At 66.6% G+C, this 17,957-nt stretch carries 14 protein-coding genes and 1 pseudogene; 3 read left to right on the plus strand and 12 right to left on the minus strand.

Going from position 1 to position 17,957, the window contains the following annotated elements; all coding sequences use genetic code 11:
- Positions 1-83 precede the first annotated feature (83 nt).
- A pseudogene (locus tag U5A57_RS25235) lies at positions 84-1,642 on the minus strand (methyl-accepting chemotaxis protein).
- Between the two features lie 279 nt (positions 1,643-1,921).
- Between U5A57_RS25235 and U5A57_RS25240 the strand changes: the two are divergent.
- Positions 1,922-2,356: a PaaI family thioesterase gene (locus tag U5A57_RS25240; protein WP_321914352.1), complete on the plus strand. Its 435-nt coding sequence runs from the start codon at positions 1,922-1,924 to the stop codon at positions 2,354-2,356.
- 93 nt (positions 2,357-2,449) lie between these two features.
- Here the strand turns inward: U5A57_RS25240 and U5A57_RS25245 are convergent, their stop codons facing one another.
- From U5A57_RS25245 to U5A57_RS25285, 9 genes are all read right to left on the minus strand, one after another.
- On the minus strand, positions 2,450-3,298 hold the full coding sequence (locus tag U5A57_RS25245) for an ureidoglycolate lyase (RefSeq protein ID WP_321914353.1): 849 nt from the start codon (positions 3,296-3,298) through the stop codon (positions 2,450-2,452).
- Between the two features lie 68 nt (positions 3,299-3,366).
- Positions 3,367-4,110 carry an SDR family oxidoreductase gene (locus U5A57_RS25250; RefSeq protein ID WP_321914354.1) on the minus strand — a complete coding sequence of 248 codons (744 nt, stop codon included), beginning with the start codon at positions 4,108-4,110 and terminating at the stop codon, positions 3,367-3,369.
- Between the two features lie 157 nt (positions 4,111-4,267).
- On the minus strand, positions 4,268-5,155 hold the full coding sequence (locus U5A57_RS25255) for an amidohydrolase family protein (RefSeq protein ID WP_321914355.1): 888 nt from the start codon (positions 5,153-5,155) through the stop codon (positions 4,268-4,270).
- Positions 5,156-5,158: 3 nt separating this feature from the next.
- Complete coding sequence (locus U5A57_RS25260) at positions 5,159-6,196, minus strand: aldo/keto reductase (protein ID WP_321914356.1); 1,038 nt, start codon at positions 6,194-6,196, stop codon at positions 5,159-5,161.
- Positions 6,197-6,253: 57 nt separating this feature from the next.
- Positions 6,254-7,558: a UxaA family hydrolase gene (locus tag U5A57_RS25265; RefSeq protein WP_321914357.1), complete on the minus strand. Its 1,305-nt coding sequence runs from the start codon at positions 7,556-7,558 to the stop codon at positions 6,254-6,256.
- A gap of 39 nt (positions 7,559-7,597) precedes the next feature.
- On the minus strand, positions 7,598-7,930 hold the full coding sequence (locus U5A57_RS25270; protein ID WP_321914358.1) for a UxaA family hydrolase: 333 nt from the start codon (positions 7,928-7,930) through the stop codon (positions 7,598-7,600).
- A gap of 15 nt (positions 7,931-7,945) precedes the next feature.
- Positions 7,946-8,986, minus strand: coding sequence for an ABC transporter permease (locus U5A57_RS25275; RefSeq protein WP_321914359.1), 1,041 nt, complete (start codon positions 8,984-8,986; stop codon positions 7,946-7,948).
- Positions 8,976-10,574, minus strand: a complete 1,599-nt coding sequence (locus U5A57_RS25280) for a sugar ABC transporter ATP-binding protein (protein ID WP_321914360.1) — start codon at positions 10,572-10,574, stop codon at positions 8,976-8,978. The genes U5A57_RS25275 and U5A57_RS25280 overlap by 11 nt, the downstream gene beginning before the upstream one ends.
- Positions 10,571-11,653 carry a sugar ABC transporter substrate-binding protein gene (locus tag U5A57_RS25285; RefSeq protein WP_321914361.1) on the minus strand — a complete coding sequence of 361 codons (1,083 nt, stop codon included), beginning with the start codon at positions 11,651-11,653 and terminating at the stop codon, positions 10,571-10,573. Before U5A57_RS25285 ends, U5A57_RS25280 begins: the two co-directional genes overlap by 4 nt.
- Before the next feature lie 264 nt (positions 11,654-11,917).
- Between U5A57_RS25285 and U5A57_RS25290 the strand changes: the two genes are divergently transcribed.
- Positions 11,918-12,751: an IclR family transcriptional regulator gene (locus U5A57_RS25290; protein ID WP_321914362.1), complete on the plus strand. Its 834-nt coding sequence runs from the start codon at positions 11,918-11,920 to the stop codon at positions 12,749-12,751.
- Between the two features lie 56 nt (positions 12,752-12,807).
- Here the strand turns inward: U5A57_RS25290 and U5A57_RS25295 are convergent, their stop codons facing one another.
- The gene (locus U5A57_RS25295) at positions 12,808-14,799 is read right to left on the minus strand and encodes a tetratricopeptide repeat protein (RefSeq protein ID WP_321914363.1); all 1,992 of its coding nucleotides are present in this window, start codon (positions 14,797-14,799) and stop codon (positions 12,808-12,810) included.
- A 224-nt stretch (positions 14,800-15,023) separates the two neighbouring features.
- Between U5A57_RS25295 and U5A57_RS25300 the strand changes: the two genes are divergently transcribed.
- Positions 15,024-15,569, plus strand: coding sequence for a hypothetical protein (locus U5A57_RS25300; protein ID WP_321914364.1), 546 nt, complete (start codon positions 15,024-15,026; stop codon positions 15,567-15,569).
- Between the two features lie 20 nt (positions 15,570-15,589).
- Here the strand turns inward: U5A57_RS25300 and U5A57_RS25305 are convergent, their stop codons facing one another.
- Positions 15,590-17,953 (minus strand): GNAT family N-acetyltransferase, encoded by a 2,364-nt coding sequence (locus U5A57_RS25305; RefSeq protein WP_321914365.1) that lies wholly within the window; start codon positions 17,951-17,953, stop codon positions 15,590-15,592.
- Positions 17,954-17,957: the final 4 nt, after the last annotated feature.

Consider the following 17,957-nt stretch of genomic DNA (forward strand, 5'->3'; position numbering starts at 1 on the left):
ATACGTCACAGCGCGAAACACCAAGGCGGGCGGGCGCAGGCCCGCCGCCGAGGCGCTCGAGCGGCTAAAGCGGCTCAGGCTGCTCAGGCCGCCAGCACGGCCGGCGAAATCTCGAACGCCGCCACGGCCTCGGAAAGCTGGCGCGTCTGCTGATGCAGCGAAGCCGCGGCAGCCGCGGCCTCCCCACGAGCGCCGCGTTCTGCTGGGTCATCTGGTCCATCTGCGAGACGGCCTGATTCACCTGATCGATGCCCGTGCTCTGCTCGAGCGACGAGGCGCTGATACCCGCCATCATCTGCGTGGCCCGCGAGATCGAGTTCGACACCTCGCGCATCGACTCGCCCGCGCGCTCAACCAGCTCCGAGCCGCCGCGAATCTGCGAAACCGACTCGCTGATCAGCGTCTTGATCTCCTTGGCCGACTGCGCGCTGCGCTGCGCGAGCCCGCGCACCTCGCCCGCCACGACCGCGAAGCCGCGGCCCTGCTCGCCCGCGCGCGCCGCTTCCACAGCCGCGTTGAGCGCGAGAATGTTGGTCTGGAACGCGATGCCGTCGATCACGCCAATGATCTCCGCGATCTTGTCCGAGCTTTGCGCAATGCCGCGCATGCGCTCGACCACCTCGCCCACCACGGCGCCGCCGCGCGCGGTCGCGTCGAGCGCGGCCTCCGCCAGCGCGTTCGCCTCGCGCGCGTTTTCGGCCGTGTTGCGCACGGTGCCCGTCAATTCCTCCATGCTCGCCGCCGTTTCCTCCAGCGACGCCGCCTGCGATTCGGTGCGCGCCGAAAGATCGGCGTTGCCGGTGGCGATCTCGTCCGCGCCCACGTTGATGGAACCCGCCGTTTCCCGCACGGTGTGGACCGTGCGCGCGAGGCTGGCCTGCATCAGCGCAAGACCCTGGAACAGCCGGCCGATCTCGTTTTCGCCGCGCGCGGCGATGCGCTCGTCGAGGCGCCCGCGCGCGATACGGTCGAAATGGCGGCCCGCTTCCTCGAGCGGCTCCACCACGCCGCGCCGCAACGCGAAGTGCACGCCGCTCGCCAGTGCGACCAGCAGCAGCACGATGAAGATGCCCACGCCCTGGAAGAGCGCGAGGCGCGAGTCGATCGAGTCGAGCGATGCGCGGCTCGCCGCGGAGCTGAACTGCACAAAGGAGTGCAGCTCTGCGAGATAGGCATCCTGGTAAGACTGCGTAGGCTGGTCGAGGAAGGCTTGCAGATTGTTGCCGTTGAGGTCATCGATCAGCTCGCCGAGCGCCTTGCGGTAGACCTGGAAGCGCTCGCCGAGCGCGGCGACGCGCGCGCGGTCGTCGTCGTTGATCGGCGGTACGGCCATGAGCGCTGCGAACGTGGTGTCGGCGGCGGCCAGCTGGTCGCGCGCGTGATTGACCATGTCGGTCGGCACCGTGCCGCCACGGACCATGCGCGTGCCCGCGCGCGAGAGATTGATACGGGCGTCCATCAACTGCTGGGTGATGACGTTGGCGGCGCTTGCCTGCCGCAACGCCACTTTCGAGAGGTCGGCCACGTCGTCGTGCGTGCGCGTGAGCGACCAGTAACCAAGTCCTGCCGTCACGAGCTGCAGTACACAGAACGCGACGAGGACACACAACAGGCCGGATGCGACCTTGATCTTGCTGAACATCGGGGACACCTGGGATGGCAGTGAATGAGTGAGGCGCGAGCATGTGATCGCCCGGGCCCGCACTGCGTTTACGGCCACGCAAAGGCCATTTTTGAGCCCCAAACCGTGAAAAAACGGCCCAAAATGCGCAACGAATCATTTCAGCAATGGTTGCACGATCATTCCCAGCATTTTTCGCAACAATAAAATGCCGCCTCGATTCGATTCACCTTGACTCGACGCCGATGCTTCCTAGAGTGGTTAGGAAACCACACGGGGATAGACCCAGGGAATGCCACGATGACAGATCTTGTGGATCGCGCACGCGGCGCTTTGCATGCCCAACCGTTCAGCGTGCTGCTCGGAACCGAACTGACGCACGTGGGAGCCGACGAGCTGACCCTGCGGTTGCCGGTACGCGACGAGCTCAAGCAGCAACACGGCTTCGTGCATGGCGGGGTGATCAGCTATCTCGCCGACAACGCGCTGACCTTCGCGGGGGCGCTGGCGCTCGGGCCGCGGGTGGTGACGGGGGAATACAAGATCAACTATCTGCGCCCGGCACTCAAGGGCACGCTGATGGCGCGCGCGCGCGTGGTGCACGCGGGGCGGTACCAGGCCACCTGCCAGTGCAGCGTCTACGTGATGGAAAACGGCGACGAAAAGCTCGTGGCGCTCGCGCAGGGGACGGTGAACCGGCTGCCGGAAGGCGGTGGGCCGGAAGAGAAAGGTTAGACGAACCAGGGCCTGCTCCGCAAAACGAAACGCGCGAGGGGAAGCGGGTCTGCCCCGCCTCCCCTCGCGCGCTTTTTCGTGCTTCAGCGGCGCTTACTCAGCCGCGCGCGTTTTCTGCTGCTGTTCGCCGAGGCCCTCGATGCCCAGACGCACGGTCTGCCCCGCCTTCAGGAACACGGGGTTCGGCTTCACGCCCATGCCCACGCCCGGCGGCGTGCCGGTGGAGATCACGTCGCCCGGCTGCAGGCTCATGCACTCCGAGAGGTACGAAACGAGCTTCGCGACCGAGAAGATCATGGTGCGCGTGCTGCCGTTCTGGTAGCGATGGCCGTCCACCTCGAGCCACATCGAGAGGTTCTGCGGATCGGCCACTTCGTCGCGCGTGACGAGCCACGGGCCGGTCGGGCCAAAGGTGTCGAAGCCCTTGCCCTTGTCCCACTGGCCGCCGCGCTCGATCTGCCATTCGCGCTCGGACACGTCGTTGATCACGCAGTAGCCCGCGACGTAGTTGAGCGCATCCGCCTCGCTCACGTTCTTCGCGTGCTTGCCGATCACCACGCCCAGCTCCACTTCCCAGTCGGTCTTCTTCGAGCCGCGCGGGATCTCGATGTCGTCGTTCGGGCCGACGATGGCGCTCGTCCACTTGTTGAAGACGACCGGCTCGCTCGGCACCGGCATGCCCGATTCGGCCGCGTGGTCGGCATAGTTCAGGCCGATGCACACCATCTTGCCGATATGGCCCACGCAGGGCCCGATACGCGGATTGCCTTCGACCAGCGGCAGCGTTTCCGGGTCGATCGTGCGCAGTTGCGCGAGGCCGGCGTCGGAGAGCACGTCGCCCGCAATGTCGGCCACGTTGCCCGAGAGCGCGCGAATGCGGCCTTCGGCGTCGAGCAGGCCCGGTTTTTCGTGGCCCTTCGGGCCATAGCGAAGCAGTTTCATCGTCTGTGTTCCTCGTGTGTCTGTGCGTTGCTGTCGGTCAGCATCGCCTGGGAGAATTTTGGAGCTAACTAGTTAGACCATCCGCCATCGATCACATGCGCCTGGCCGGTCGTGAACCCCGATTCGTCGGAGGCGAGGTAGAGTGCGAGCGCGGCGATTTCCTCGGGCTTGCCCACGCGCCCCATCGGCTGGCGCGAGACGAACGCGGCGCGCGCCGCTTCGACGCTCGTGCCCTGCGCCGCCGCTTGCGTGGCGATGCGCTCCTCGAGCGACGGCGACGACACCGTGCCCGGGCAGATCGCGTTGCAGCGGATGCCGCGCGTCACGAAGTCCGCAGCCACGGCCTTCGTCAACCCTATCACGGCAGCCTTCGAGGCGCCGTACACAAAGCGGTTGGGCACACCCTTTACGCTCGACGCCGCCGACGACATGTTAATAATCGATCCTGCGCCCTTCGCCAGCATGCCCGGCAGGAAAGCGCGGATGGTCCGGTACATCGCCTTCGCGTTCAGATCGAACGCGAAGTCCCAATCTTCTTCGCTTGCTTCCAGTATCGAGCCCGCGTGCACGAAACCCGCGCAGTTGAACAGGACGTCGATCGCGCCCAGTTCCTGCGCGAGCGCCGTGATGGCTGCGCCGTCGAGCACGTCGAGCTTGCGAGCCTCGACCGGTAGCGCCGAAAGCGCGTCGATGCGCAGGTCCGTGGCGATCACGCGCGCGCCTTCGCGTGCGAACAATTCGGCGGCCGCGTAGCCGATGCCCTGGCCCGCTGCGGTGATCAAGGCCGTCTTGCCGGCCAGTCTTTGTACCATCTGCCACTCCGGTTGGATGCGCGGCACGGCGATACCCGACATTGCAGGAAGCGCCCCATGCCGCGATCGAGCGATGAAATCGCGGAAAGAAGTCGGGATGACGCAAACGGCCATTATGGCGACGCAGGCGCGCCTCGTGGCGTTCGGCGGACGTTGTCTAACCGGCTGGACCGGCCTCAAGGTTGGTCGTAAGGTCGGTCTTCAGCCGATAGAAAGCCGCGGCGTTGCTGCCAAACAGGGCGGCGCGCTCGTCCGCCGAAAGCGTTTTAGTGAGCTGTTGCGCGCAGGCGTGCCAGCGTTCGTAGTCGCCATTGAGGTTCAGCACCGGCCAGTCGCTGCCCCACATGAGGCGTTGCGGACCGAACGACGCGAACAGATGCGCGACCCAGGGCGCCAACGTGGCGTTGTCCCAGCCTGGCGCGGCTTCGGTCGCGAGCCCCGAGAGCTTGCAATGCACTTGCGGGAACCGCGCGAAGCGCGTGATGGCCTGCGACCACGCTGCGAATCCGCTCGCGCCGCCAGCCGCGATGGGCGGTTTCGCGCCGTGATCGATCACCACCCGCAAATCCGGATGCCGCGCGAGGAACGTGGCGAGCGCGGGCGCGTGGCGCGTGAAAACGAGCGCGTCGAAGGCGAGATCGTGCGCGATGAGCGCTTGTATGCCGCGCGCGGTATCGGCGGTTGCGATCCAGTCGTCATCCGGGAGGTCCTGAAGCATCGGCCGCACGCCGCGCAGCTTCGGCTCACGCGCAAGCTCGGCGATCAGCGTGCCTACGTGCGGGTCGTCGAGCGGCACCCAGCCCACCACGCCCGCAATCGAGGGCTCGTTGCGCGCGAGATCGAGCAGCCAGCGCGTTTCCTCGACGGTGGGCGCGGCCTGCACGACCACCGTGCGCGACACGCCGCACGACGCGCGCAGCGGCGCGAGATCGGCGGGGCCGAACGCGCGATAGAGCGCGGTCATCGACGGCGTGAGCCAGCCGTAATCGCCGCGCGCGGGGTCCCAATAGTGCTGATGGGCGTCGATCCGTTCGATCGTGGCCATGGCTCAAGCCTGCGGAAGCGGTGCGCGCGGATCGAGAAGCCCCTTGTCGCGCAGCGCGAGCCACAACTCGCGGGGCAATTTCGTTTCGAACGACGCCACGTTCTCGCGCACTTCCTGGGGGCTGCGCGCGCCGTTGAGCACGGTCGCCACGGCCGGATGCGCATAGGGAAACTGCAGCGCCGCGGCCGCGAGCGGCGCGTCGTAGGTCCGGCAAATCGTTTCGAGCCGCGCCACGCGTTCGACCACGTCCTTCGGCGCATCGGCATAGTTGAACTTGAGTTCGCCAAGCAGACCATGCGCGAGAATGCCCGAATTGAACGCACCGCCCAGCAGAATGCTCACACCCTTCTTCTCGCACTCCGGCAGCAGATCGTCGAGCGGCGCCTGTTCGAGCAGCGTATAGCGGCCCGCCAGCAGCGCGCAGTCGATATCGAATTCCTGCATGGCCTCGAGTATCACTTCGCGTTCGTTCACGCCGAAGCCGATCGCCTTGATCGCGCCCGCCTTGCGCAATTCGTCGAGCGCCTTGAAGCCGCTGTCGCTCAGTTGCCGCCAGTAGTGCTCGTTGCGCTCGCCGTGTGTGTAGCGGCCGATGTCGTGCACGAGCAGGACGTCGATCTCGGGAATGCCGAGCCGCTGCTGGCTGTCTTCGAACGAACGCAGAATGCCGTCGCGCGTGTAGTCGAAGATCGCCTCGAAGGGCAGCGGATCTTGCCAGCCCTCGCTGCCGTCGTACGGATGCGTGCGCGGCACGAAGTGGCGGCCCACCTTCGTGGAAATCACGTACTCGTTGCGCGAATAGCGCCGCAACGCCGCGCCCAGCCGGTGTTCGGCCTTGGTGTGGCCATAGTGCGGCGCGGTGTCGAAAAAGCGGATGCCGGCTTGCCACGCGGCGTCGACAGTGGCCTGCGCTTCTTCCTCGGTCAGGTCGCGATACAGGCCGCCGAGCGGCGCGGTGCCTAGACCCAGTGCGCTCACTTCGAGCGCCGTGCGTCCGATACGGCGCGTGTGCGCCACCTTGGGATGCTGTTCTTGCGCCATGGCTCGTCACCTCCGGGAGATGGTTGTATCCACAACGAAACGGTTTGAAAGCACGTTTTAGTTCACGGCTTCGACAATCGGCACGCGCGCACTGGCGGGCAGACATGCGGGACCGACTGGCTCGAAGGTCTTGTACGTCAGGATAAACTCCTGGTGCCCGAGCCCTTCCGACTTCGAGCGCTCGCCGCCCGCTACCGCCAGCGTGCGCTCGAACACTTCGCGCCCCACTTCGTCGAGCGTTGCGCGGCCTTCCAGAATGCGGCCTGCATCCACGTCCATGTCGCCGGCGAGATTGCGGTAGGTTTGCGGGTTCGCGCACACCTTGATGACGGGCGCAAGCGCCGAACCCACCACCGACCCGCGCCCCGTCGTGAACAGGATCACATGCGCGCCGCACGCGATCAACTCCGCGATTTCCGCATTGTCGCTGATATTCGGAAAGCCGAAGCGCGGCTCGCCGTCGGGCACCACGTCGAGCAGATAAAGCCCGCCCGTGGGCGGCACGTCGCCAGGCTTCACGATGCCGACGATCGGCGAGGCGCCGCTTTTCGCGTATGCGCCGAGCGACTTCTCCTCCTGCGTGGTGAGCCCGCCGTCCGCGTTGCCAACGGCGAACGACCCGTGGCCGAGAATCGAGTAATAGCGCGCCGCCTTGGCCACGCATGCCACGATCTCCGCGCCGAGTTCGGGCCTGGCCGCCCGGCTCTCCATGTGGAATTCGCAGCCCACCAGCTCGCCGGTTTCCTCGAAGATACAGGCCGCCCCCGCCGCAATCAGTTGATCGAAGGCGCGACCCACTGCCGGGTTCGCGGTGATGCCACTCGTGCCGTCCGAGCCGCCGCAAATCGTGCCGACTACGAGTTCGTCCAGACGCATCGGCACCTTCTTCTGCGCGGCGAGTTGCGCGCGCGCGCCGCGCACCCAGTCAAGGCCGTACTGGATCGTGCTGCGCGTGCCGCCCTTTTCCTGAATCGTCAGGACTTCTACCGGACGACCGCTCGCGCGAACCTGCTCCACGAGATAGTGCTTGTTCATGCTCTCGCAGCCAAGCGACACGAACAGCACCGCACCCACGTTCGGATGCGTAGTGAGCTGCTTCATCATCTTCTCGGCGTAGCTGTTCGGGTAGCAGCCGGGAAAGCCGATGAGATGCACAGGCGGCTCATGTTGCCTGTCTGGATCGTCGAAAGCGTCGAATGGTTCGCGAAACTGCGCGACGATTTCGTGCGCCACATGGTGCGCGCATTCCACGAGATAGGCCACCGCAACCACGTTGCGAATGCCCTTGCGGCCGTCGTTGCGCAGCCAGCCTTCGATCATGGGTTCGGCGGCTTGTGAAGGTGTGACGTTGCTATGGCTCATAACTTGAATCCTGCTCCGGGCGCATGCCGCATCATGAGATCACGACTTGTGCGGCACAAACTCGTGCCCTGCGTCGTGCGTATAGGTCGGCAGATAATCGCTTTCCAGGTTATGCGTGTGCAGATGCTCGCCGCGCGCCACCGGCCCGTTCACGTGGCCGATGCGCGCGCCGTAGCGCAGCACCTTCTCCTCTTTCGCGAGCGCGTAGCGCGCCACCTTGTGACCGAGTTCGATCGTCTTCGCGAGCGTCACGCGCTCGCCTTCTATCTCAACGGTCTCGCCCTGCGTCAAGTGCGCCGCCGCAATCAGGCAGTTGTCCTCAGGGGCAAGCAGAATGAGGCGAGCGTCCGTTTGGGGTGCATTGCTGTTCACAGAGAGTCTCCGCCTTTAGTTCTGTGCCTCGCCGCCCGCAAGCCGCGCCACCATCAGCGAGCCGAGGATGATCGCCCCGTAAATCGCCTGAATCCAGAACGACGGGACCTGCGCGAGCGTGAGCAGGTTCTGCACCACGCCAAGCAGCAGCACGCCCGAGAGTGCGCCCAGCATCGTGCCCTTGCCGCCATCGAGCGAAATGCCGCCGATCACCGCCGCCGCGAACACCGTGAAAATCATGCCATTGCCCTGATTCGCATTGATCGCGCCCACGTAGCCGGTAACGATCAAGCCGCCAATCGCGGCAAGCACGCTGCCGAGCACGAACACGCCCCACGTGATGCGCTCCACGCGGATACCGGCGGCGCGCGCTGCATCAGGATTGCCGCCGATTGCATAGAGCGCGCGGCCCACGCGGTGATAGCGCAGCATGAACGCGGCGATCGCGAACGCAGCGGCGGCGAGCCACACGGAAACCGGCAGGCCGAGCACGATGGTCGTGGCGAGCGAGAAGAACGACGAAGGCATGTCGAAGAGCGTGCCGCCTTTCGTTGCGCCCACAAGCATGCCGCGCAGCACGATCAGCATGGCGAGCGTCACGATGAACGCGTTCAGGCGCAGCCGCACCACGAGAAAGCCGTTGATGAAGCCGATCAGCGCACCCACCAGCACGATGGCGGCGAGCCCGACGAACGCAGGCCACTGCGTGCCGAAGCCCGCCGACGCGGCCGGCATGACGAGCATCGCGCCAACGGCGGGTGCGATGCCCACGGTCGATTCGAGCGAAAGATCGAACTTGCCCGTGAGCACGATAAGCGATTCGGCGAGCACCACGAGCGCGAGCGCGGCGGACGCGCCGAGCACGCTGATGAGATTGGCGCGCGTGAGAAAGCTCGGACTCACGAAGCCGCCGATCACGAGCAACAACACGAGCGCAGGCAGCAGCGCGAAATCGCGCAGGCGCGCCAGTTCTATGCGCGGACGGGCACGGCGAGCGTTCGCGGCCGCATTGGACTGCGCCGTCGCGAACGCGGGCGTCGAAACACTATTCTTCATGGAGATCGACTCCTTCAATCGATGCGATCAGTTCGTGGTCCTGCCATCCGGCCGCCATCTCGGTGACCACTTCGCCGCGAAACATCACGAGCACGCGGTCACAGGTGCGCAAGTCGTCGAGTTCGCTCGACACCACCAGCACGGCCTTGCCTTCGTCGCGCACGCGGTCCACGACCGAAAGCAGCGCTTCCTTCGATTTCACGTCCACGCCCGCCGTGGGATCGATCAGCACGAGAACGTCGGGACTGCTTGCCAATGCGCGCGCCATCACCACTTTTTGCTGGTTGCCACCCGAGAGACCTGAAACCACGTGGTCCGGACCTTGCGCAACAATGCCGAGCGACTCGATCATGCGCCTGCCGAATGCCTGCTTCTTCGCCGGCGGCGCGAAACCAAAGCGCCCCAGTAGCCCCGCAATCGTCATGGAAGCGTTCTCGGCCACCGACTGCGTGAGCACGAGCCCTTCGTGATGACGGTCCTTTGGCACGCAACCTATGCCGCTCGCAAGCGCCGCGGGCACGTCGCCGGGCGTGAGCGGTGCGCCTTTTACGCGGATCTCGCCCGAGCGCTGCGCCGTGAGTCCCGCAATCGCCTCGCCCACGCTCGTGCGACCGCTGCTCGTCGCGCCCGTGAGTCCTACCACTTCGCCGCGCCTTAGCGTGAACGACACGTCGTGATAGTCGCGGCCCGTGAGGCCACGCACTTCGAGCGCGAGCGGCGCGTTGGCGGGGAGCGCCGCGCGCGCCGCCGCATCGGCGACGTTCAGGCCGCCGCGCTCGCCCGTCATGGCTTCAATGAGCTTCTCGCGCGGCAATTGCGCCACGCTCGCACTCACGATATGACGCGCGTCGCGCAGCACCGTGACTGCCTGGCAAATCTCGTACACCTCCTGCAAATGGTGCGAGATGAACAGGAACGTCACGCCTTCGCGCTGCAATTCGTCGATCCGCCGGAAGAGGCGCTTGATTTCCTCGCCGTCGAGCTGCGCAGTCGGTTCGTCGAGGATGATGAACCGCGCACCATACGAAAGCGCCCGCGCAATCTCCACGAGCTGGCGCGCTTCGACCGTGAGGTCGCCCGCGCGCGCGTCCTCGCGCACGTCGATGCGCCAGTGGTCGAGCAGCGCTCGCGCGTCGCGGCGCATGGTCGGCCAGTCGATCACGCCGCGCCGCCGCGGCTGGCGATTAATGAAGAGATTTTCCGCGACCGTGAGATCGCGGATGATGGTCGAGTGCTGATACACGCAGGCCACGCGCTCGCGCCAGGCGTCACGGTCGGCGAGCGCGGGCGCGCTCTCGCCGTTGAAACGCACACTGCCTTCGTCGGGCTTGCGCAGTCCGGTGAGGATCGAAACGAGCGTGGACTTGCCTGCGCCGTTGCGCCCCACCAGTGCATGCGACTCGCCCGCCATCACGCGCAGGCTCACGTCGGCGAGCGCTGCCGTGGAGCCATAACGCTTCGTCACGCCGCTCGCCTCGACCACAGGCGCGAGTGCCCGCGCAGCCGCCTCGCGGCTGCCCACAAATACCGCGCCGCCCCACGGCGGCGCGGTATCCGCTACGGTCCGATCGCTGGTTCGATCGTTCATTTGACGGTGTTGCCCCACAGGTTCTTGTCGTCGACGTTCTGCTTCGTCACGAGCGGCGCCGGCAACTGGTCTTCGAGAATGCCGGACTGCAACTGGATGATGGTGCTGTCGTGATCGGTCTTGCCCGGCTTGAACGTCTTGCCCTCCAGCGCGGCCTTGATGTAGTAGAGACCGTACTTCGCGTAGAGGTCGGCGGGCTGCGAAACCGTTGCATCGATCTCACCCTTGCGGATTGCTTCGAACTCCTGCGGAATGCCGTCGTTGGAAACGATCACGATGTGCTTCGGATCGCCCGCGGGAAAGAGCAATTGCTTGCGGCGCAACGTTTGCAGCGTGGGCGAGAGATACACGCCGCCCGCCTGCATGTAGATGCCCTTCACATCGGGGTTCGCGGTGAGCAGGCTGTCCAGCGCGCTCGCCGCCACGTCGCCCTTCCAGCCCGCCGGAATTTCGAGCAGCGACAGATTCGGGTAGTGCTTCAGGCACGCGCGGAACGCTTCCGAACGGTCGCGCCCGTTCACCGAGGCGAGGTCGCCCATGATCTGCACGACCTTGCCCGACTTCACGTGCTCGCCAATGTATTTGCAGGCCTGCTCGCCGTACGCGTGATTGTCGGCGCGCACGACCATGGCGACGTTGCCCTGCGTGGGCGCGACGTCCACGGCCACGACTTTCACGTCTTTCTGGGCGGCATTGCCGAGCGCGCGGCTAATCGCGGCTGAATCGATCGGCCCGACCACGATGCCCTTCGCGCCCAGATTGATCATGTTGTTCATGTCCGTGATCTGCTGGGCGGGATCGTTATTCGAGTTCACGGGCGCGAGAACGTCGATGCCGTCCTGCTTCGCGTAAGCACCGAGGTAGTTGTTGTACGACTGCCAGAACGGCGAAGTCAGGAGCGGCAGACCGAGGCCGACCTTGCCGAGTTCGGCGGCGTTGGCCGCACTCGACGCGCCTAACGCCGCAGCGCAGGCCGCGGCGATGCAAAGCGATGTTGTGGCGGCGCGGGCGAAGGCGCCGCGCGTGTGGTGAATTGCGGTGGAGCGGCGGGCCTTCAAGAGCCCGGATGCGAACGCCATGTGTGTCTCCTTCTGGATCGATCGCGGCAACTAATCGCGGCAACTGAGTGCCCGGCGCGATCGATCTCTCGTTTGTTGAATGACATGTGTTCGCCGCGCCCACGTGGAATGCTCGAAGCGCCGGCGACCCGTTGCAACTGCCTCTTCCCTACCTGACGACGCTGGTGTTTATTCACCAGTGAACGTATTATTCATATACGCACATCACAAGGTCAAGCGATGTGCAGTGCAGCATGGGTCCGTGATTTCCCTGGGGACGATCAGATGGAAAAGAACGCGAAAAAAAGCCAGATGGACAACGTGCCCGAAGAAGCCGAAGAGAAAGACGACGCCGATCGCTATCGCGCGCCCGCGCTGGACAAGGGGCTCGACATCCTCGAACTGCTCGCGGAGCAACGCGCCGGCTTGACGCGCGCCGAGATCACGAAGGCGCTAGGCCGCAACGCGAGCGAGATCTACCGCATGCTCGAGCGGCTGGTGGCGCGTCAGTACGTGATCCGCTCGGAAGGCGGCGACCGCTATGCGCTGAGCCTGAAGCTCTTTGCGCTCGCGCACCGCCACCCGCCCATGGAGCGCCTGATTTCCGAAGCGCTGCCGCTCATGCAGCGCTTCGCCGACGAAGCCGAGCAGTCCTGCCATCTCACCGTGTACGACCGCGGCAACCTGCTGGTGATCGCACAGGTGGACGGGCCTGGCACGTGGGGCATTGCCGTACGGTTGGGTTCGCGCGTGGGCCTCGTCGATACGAGTTCGGGCCGCACGCTGCTCGCGTGGCAAACGCCGGAGCAGCGCGCGCACATGCTCGCGGAGCATACGAAGGTGAAGGGCGAGGTGGCGATCGATCACGCGGCGCTGGAAACCGCATGCGAGCAGGTGCGCGAGGTGGGCTTCTCGCGCAAGGACAGCCAGCAGATTTTCGGCGTGACGGACGTGACGTTTCCTGTGCTCGGACCTTCGGGTCAGGCGATCGCGGCGCTGACCTGCCCGTTCCTCAAGCGCATCGACGACTATGTCGCGCCCTCGCTCGACGAGGCCACGCAAATGCTGAGCGCAACCGTGCAGACCTTGTCGATGTTTCGCGAAGACGGCGCGGCGTAACGTTCAGCGCTGCGTGCTGCCCGCCGGGCGCGGGTTCATGCTGGCGCATGCCTCGTCTACTGCACGACCACGGGCGTACGACCGCCCGTTTCCTCCGTTATGCCTTGCGCCTCCCGCTCCACAATCGCCATGGAGAGTCGCTCGAAGTCGCGCGTGAATCCTGCCGTGTCGAACAACGGCGACGCGCTACGCGCGGCCGCGAGCTTTTCACGCACCCTCGCCCGCCAGGCCGCGTCGGTGGCAAAGCCGAGCGCGCTCTGGAAGTACGCGTCGAGATCGCGCGCGACGAGTTCGGAGAGGCCCACCGTGTGCAGCAGACTCATGCCCACGCGGCCCGCGAACAACGTGCCCGGCGCCGTCACCATCGGCACGCCCGCCCAGAGCGCGTCGCTGCCCGTGGTATGCGAGCCCACAGGCAGCGTGTCGAGCGCGAGGTCCGCGAGTGACAGGCGCGCGAGGTGCGCTTGCTGCGACACGCGCGGCGCGAAGATCACGCGAGCGGGGTCGACGCCTTGCGTTTCGTAGAAGCTGCGCAGGTTCGCTTTCGCGCGCACCGAGCCCGGGTCGAGCAGCCAGAGCACGCTGCCGGGCGTGGCCTTGAGCAGCCGCGCCCACAACGCCGACATCGGCGCGTTGAGCTTGAAGGTCTGGTTGAAGCTGCAAAACACGAAACCCGTTTCGGGCAAGCCCGCTTGCACGCGCGAGGGCGGCGGCGCGCTCTCGCGGCGGTGATCGACAGGCTGATAGCAATGCGGCATCAGCGCCAGTGTCTCGCTGAAGTGCGAGGTTGAATCGGGCGGCGTGACGATGGCGTCGGAGATGAGATAGTCGGCCAGCCGCGTGTGGCCGAGCGAGCCGGGATAGCCCAGCCAGCTCACGATCACGGGCGCGGGCCGCAGCGCCGTGATGCCAAGCCGCGCGCCCGTTGTATAGCCTTTCAGGTCGACGAGCAGGTGAATGCCGTCGCGCGCGATCTGGGCGGCCCCCTGGGCGTCGGACAGCGCGCCGATGTCGTGCCACGTGCCCGGCACATGCGCGAAGCGCGCACGCGTTGCGGCGTCGGGGTCGGGCCCGTACGAGTACAGATGAACGTCGAAGCGCGTGGCGTCGTGCAGTTCGAGCACGCCCGCCAGCAAGCGCAGCGTGGCGTGGTCGTAAAAGTCGGCCGAGAGATAGCCGATGCGCAACCGCTCGCCCGCTTCGCAGCGTGCAAGCGCGGCGGCGAGCCCCGCGCCGCGCGCCACGAGCGGCGCCGCGGCCAGTTCCCCGCGCCAGCGGCTCTGCGCGAAGCGCAACCCCGCTTCGCGATGCAACTGCGGCGTGAGCGCCGGAATGCCGAGCAGGCACCACGGCGTAAGGTTGTCCGCCGTGCCCGCCGACACCATGGCGAGCGCCGCCGCGTCGATCTCGGCAAGCTGCTGCCAGTGCGCCTCGCGGCGGCGCACGAATTGCGCGGCCTCCCAGCGCCCGCCCCGGCAATACGCTTCATCGGCTTCGTCGATGCGGTTCAGACGCTCCAGCAAACCGCCATAGCACTGCCAGAGATGCGGCGAATTCGGCGCGAGCGTGAGCGCTTGCTTGAGGTTTGCCTCGGCGGCTTCGAGCTGGCCGGCGTCCTGCTGAAGCATCGCGAGATTGCTGTAGGCGAGCGCGTAGCTGGCGTCCGTCGCAATGGCCTCGCGGTAGCAGGCCTCGGCTTGCAACAGCGAGTTGCGCTTCTTGAGCAGATTGCCAAGGTTGCTGAACACGCGCGCCTCGCGCACGCCCGCGCCGATCGCGGCGCGATACGCTTCGATCGCCTCGCCGTCGCGGCCCTGCCATAGCAGCGCCCAAGCGAGATCGCGCTGGCACGGCCCGCTTTCGCGCTGGGCAAGCGACGCGCGCAGCCAGTGTTCGGCTGCCTCGAACTGCGATTGCCGCGCGAGCGTCACGCCGAGTTGATGGAGCGCTTCGGCATGATGCGGGGCCTGTGCGAGGATTTCGCGAAACAGCGCTTCGGCGAAGCTGTATTTTTCGTCGTTCAGGTGCCCGATGCCGCGTTGAAGCAAAGCCTCTGGACGCGAATCGGCTTGAGATGAGGGGCGCGATGAGTTCATCCGGCGATGATAGGGAGCGCCATCGCATGATGAAATCGGACACGTCCTACATGTGCGCCGCGCGAGCATGCCTGCCCGTTCCGCGCAAATGGAAGGCCGCCACGCAAAACGGTTAGAATGGCGGCCCTCTCAAAAAACCCGTGCGCCTTGCAAGGCGACCGCGTATTCGAAAACCCATGGCGAAACTCCTGACCGATCAAGAATTCCAGCGCTTTTCCGAGCTTCAGCAGAAACAGGCGAGCTTCACGATCACGCCCGCAGAAGCCGACGAGCTGCGCGACATCGTCGCGCGCGCGCAGAAAAAGCGCGACGACCGCGCCGACGCGATGAAGACCGTCGAAACCGCCATCGCGCAATTCGAGATCGCTCCCGAGGAGCTTTTCACGGCCGAGCAGATCGCCGAAGCCGCGCGCAATTTCGGCCTGATTCCGGCCACGCGCAAGGAACGCGTGCTGCCGCCTTCGCTCACGTTCAACGGCAAGACGCACCAGTGGACCACGCGCGCGCTGCCCGACGACATCCGCACGCCGCTGTTCGAGGCCTTCCAGGGCGGCCAGTCGGTCAAGGCGTTCATCGCCACGCCGAAAGACGCCGCGCGCTGCGCCGCGACCATCGCGCGGCTGGAGAAGGAAACCGGCGCGCAGTACGGCGAAGCCTGGCTCGAAGAACTTGCGCTCACGCGCGGCCAGATCGACGACGCGCTCGCGAAGCTGGCCGCCTGACGCTGCCGCTCAGTTGCCGCTCAGTCGAGCGGCATGCGAAACCCGACCACGCCCGGGTCTTCGGTGGGCGTGACTGTGAAGCCGCAGGCGCGCGCGAGGCCGATCATCGGTGCGTTCTCGCGCAGCGCCTCGCCGAGCAGCCAGTGCGTGCCGCGCGAGCGCACGTACTCGATGATGCGCGCCATCAGCAGGCGGCCAAGGCCGCCGCGCTTGAGATTCGACAGAATCGCGACCGCGAATTCGGCGGTCTCGTTGTCCGGGTCGGCCACCGCGCGCACCACACCCAGCGTGCGCGGCTGGCCGTCTTCACCGTGCACGACTGCGATGAGCGCCATCTCACGGTCGTAGTCGATCTGCGTCATGCGCGCGAGCTGCGAGTGATCGAAGCTGCGCACCGCCGAAAAGAAGCGCAAGCGCAAATCGTCGGGCGTCATCGATTCGACGAACGTGCGATGCATGTCCTCGTCTTCGGGACGGATCGGCCGGATCGTGAGGCGCTCGCCGTGCCAGTCGAGCGTTTCTTCGAGCCGCCGCGGATACGGCATGATCGCGAAACGGCTGCGCTTTTCCGCAAGCTGCAGGCAGGGCGCGACAACCACGACCGCCTCGGGCAGCACGCGCAGCGTCAAACGCAAGCCCACGACCTCCCGCACCTCGCACACGAACTGCGACAGCTCGGTGAGCGCCGCCAGCGTCGGCTCGGGCGCCGTGTAGCGCGCATACGGCGAGTGCGCGACGATGTCGCGCGAGAGCACGGGATTGAGCGGCGGCAGGCTATACACACGCAGCGGCGGCGAAAAATCGTCCGGCGAAGGCGCGGCGAAACGGAACACCGGACCGAAGTTGTCGTCGTCGCGAAACTCCACCGTCACGTCCACCACCGGTTTTACGCCCGGTTCGTCCTGCGCCTGCGTGGTGAGCCCGAACAAGGCCAGCAATCTGGCCGCCTCTTCCCCTTTCAGTTCCGTGCGCCCGGCCGCCAGCGCCGCGCGTGCCTCGCCTTGCGCGGCCTCGATCGCGGCCGGCCCCTGGGCGGGCATCGTTTCGGGCGTCTGCATCAATAGCTCGCGACCCAGCCGGTAATCGACGAGACGCGCGAACGCGCGCGCCAGACGCCGCGGCGTGGTGTGCACCGGAATGCCGTGCGCGTGCAACTCGTCGCGCGTTTTCTCGTCCACGCCGCCAAAGAAGCACGCGAGCATGCCGCGATACGCATAGCGCTGCTGCTCGATCAGCGTGCGCGCCACCGCGTCCACGGGCGCGCTGTGGGTGGGCGCGTGCACGACGAACGCCGTGCCGCTCGAGCGGTGCGTGGCAAGCGTTTGCAGCGCGAGGCCGAAGTGCTCGGGCTTCGCGGTGTCGCCGAGCACGAGCGGATTGCCCGCCTGAGCATGCGGCAGCGCGGCCTGGATGGCCGCAAGCGCTTCGTCATCCCAACGCGCGAGCGTGTCGCCGGCCTTCATGAAGGCGTCGCGCGCGAGCGTCGCCACGCCGCGATCGCTCGTGATGAGCGTGGCCGTGTCGCTCGCGGCCACGCGGCCCACGCCAAGCGTTTCGATTTCGTCGAGCAGGTCGTCGAGCGTATCGACGCGCACGAGGCCCGCGCGCCGGAACGCCGCCGTGTAGAGCGCGTCGCCCTTGTCGTCGCGGCCGCTGCGCAACGCGAGCACGGGCTTGTTGCGCGCCGCCGCGCGCGCTGCCGACATGAACTTGCGCGCCGCGCGGATCGTGTCCACTTCGAGCAGGATGGCGCGCGTGCCCGGGTCGCTCGCGAGATAGTCGAGCACGTCGCCCACATCGACGTCGGCTTCGTCGCCGAGCGCGATCACGTGCGAGAAACCGAGGCCGCGCGGCGCGGCCCAGCGCAACACGGCGTTGGTGAGGGCGTTGGACTGCGAAACCCAGGCCACGCCGCCCTTGCGCGCGATCGATGCCGCCGCGCCCAGTTGCGCGTTGAGCGCGGGCGTGAGCGCGCCGAGACTGCCGGGGCCGACGATGCGCAGCAGATGCGGGCGTGCCGCCGCCAGCGCGTGGCGCAGGTCGGCCTGATCGGCCTCGTCGCGCACCTCGCCGACGATGATCGCCGCGCGCGTACCCATGCCGCCGAGGCGATGCACGAGCGCGGGCCACGTGGCGGGCCGCGTGCAGATGATGGCGACGCCGGGCGCTTCAGGCAGATCGCCTGCGTCGGCAAGCACGGGGCGGCCGTCGAAGGCTTCGAAGTCGCCCGCATGGCGCGGATTGACGGCCCACAGCGGGCTCGTGAAGCCGCCTTCGATCAGCCGCCGCCACACCATGCTGCCGATGCTGCCGGGGCGCTGCGAAGCGCCGATCACGGCCACGGATTTGGGCTGGAATACCGCATCGAGATTGCGTACGGTCACAGGC

This window comes from Paraburkholderia sp. J11-2 (genome assembly GCF_905220185.1).
Lineage (GTDB): Bacteria > Pseudomonadota > Gammaproteobacteria > Burkholderiales > Burkholderiaceae > Paraburkholderia.

What these genes read in the sequence shown, in the direction of transcription:
- U5A57_RS25250 (WP_321914354.1), bottom strand. Translation starts at nt 4,110, where the DNA reads ATGGTACAAAGACTGGCCGGCAAGACGGCCTTGATCACCGCAGCGGGC.
- U5A57_RS25240 (WP_321914352.1), top strand. Translation starts at nt 1,922, where the DNA reads ATGACAGATCTTGTGGATCGCGCACGCGGCGCTTTGCATGCCCAACCG.
- U5A57_RS25300 (WP_321914364.1), top strand. Translation starts at nt 15,024, where the DNA reads ATGGCGAAACTCCTGACCGATCAAGAATTCCAGCGCTTTTCCGAGCTT.
- U5A57_RS25275 (WP_321914359.1), bottom strand. Translation starts at nt 8,986, where the DNA reads ATGAAGAATAGTGTTTCGACGCCCGCGTTCGCGACGGCGCAGTCCAAT.
- U5A57_RS25260 (WP_321914356.1), bottom strand. Translation starts at nt 6,196, where the DNA reads ATGGCGCAAGAACAGCATCCCAAGGTGGCGCACACGCGCCGTATCGGA.
- U5A57_RS25245 (WP_321914353.1), bottom strand. Translation starts at nt 3,298, where the DNA reads ATGAAACTGCTTCGCTATGGCCCGAAGGGCCACGAAAAACCGGGCCTG.
- U5A57_RS25255 (WP_321914355.1), bottom strand. Translation starts at nt 5,155, where the DNA reads ATGGCCACGATCGAACGGATCGACGCCCATCAGCACTATTGGGACCCC.
- U5A57_RS25285 (WP_321914361.1), bottom strand. Translation starts at nt 11,653, where the DNA reads ATGGCGTTCGCATCCGGGCTCTTGAAGGCCCGCCGCTCCACCGCAATT.
- U5A57_RS25280 (WP_321914360.1), bottom strand. Translation starts at nt 10,574, where the DNA reads ATGAACGATCGAACCAGCGATCGGACCGTAGCGGATACCGCGCCGCCG.
- U5A57_RS25290 (WP_321914362.1), top strand. Translation starts at nt 11,918, where the DNA reads ATGGAAAAGAACGCGAAAAAAAGCCAGATGGACAACGTGCCCGAAGAA.
- U5A57_RS25265 (WP_321914357.1), bottom strand. Translation starts at nt 7,558, where the DNA reads ATGAGCCATAGCAACGTCACACCTTCACAAGCCGCCGAACCCATGATC.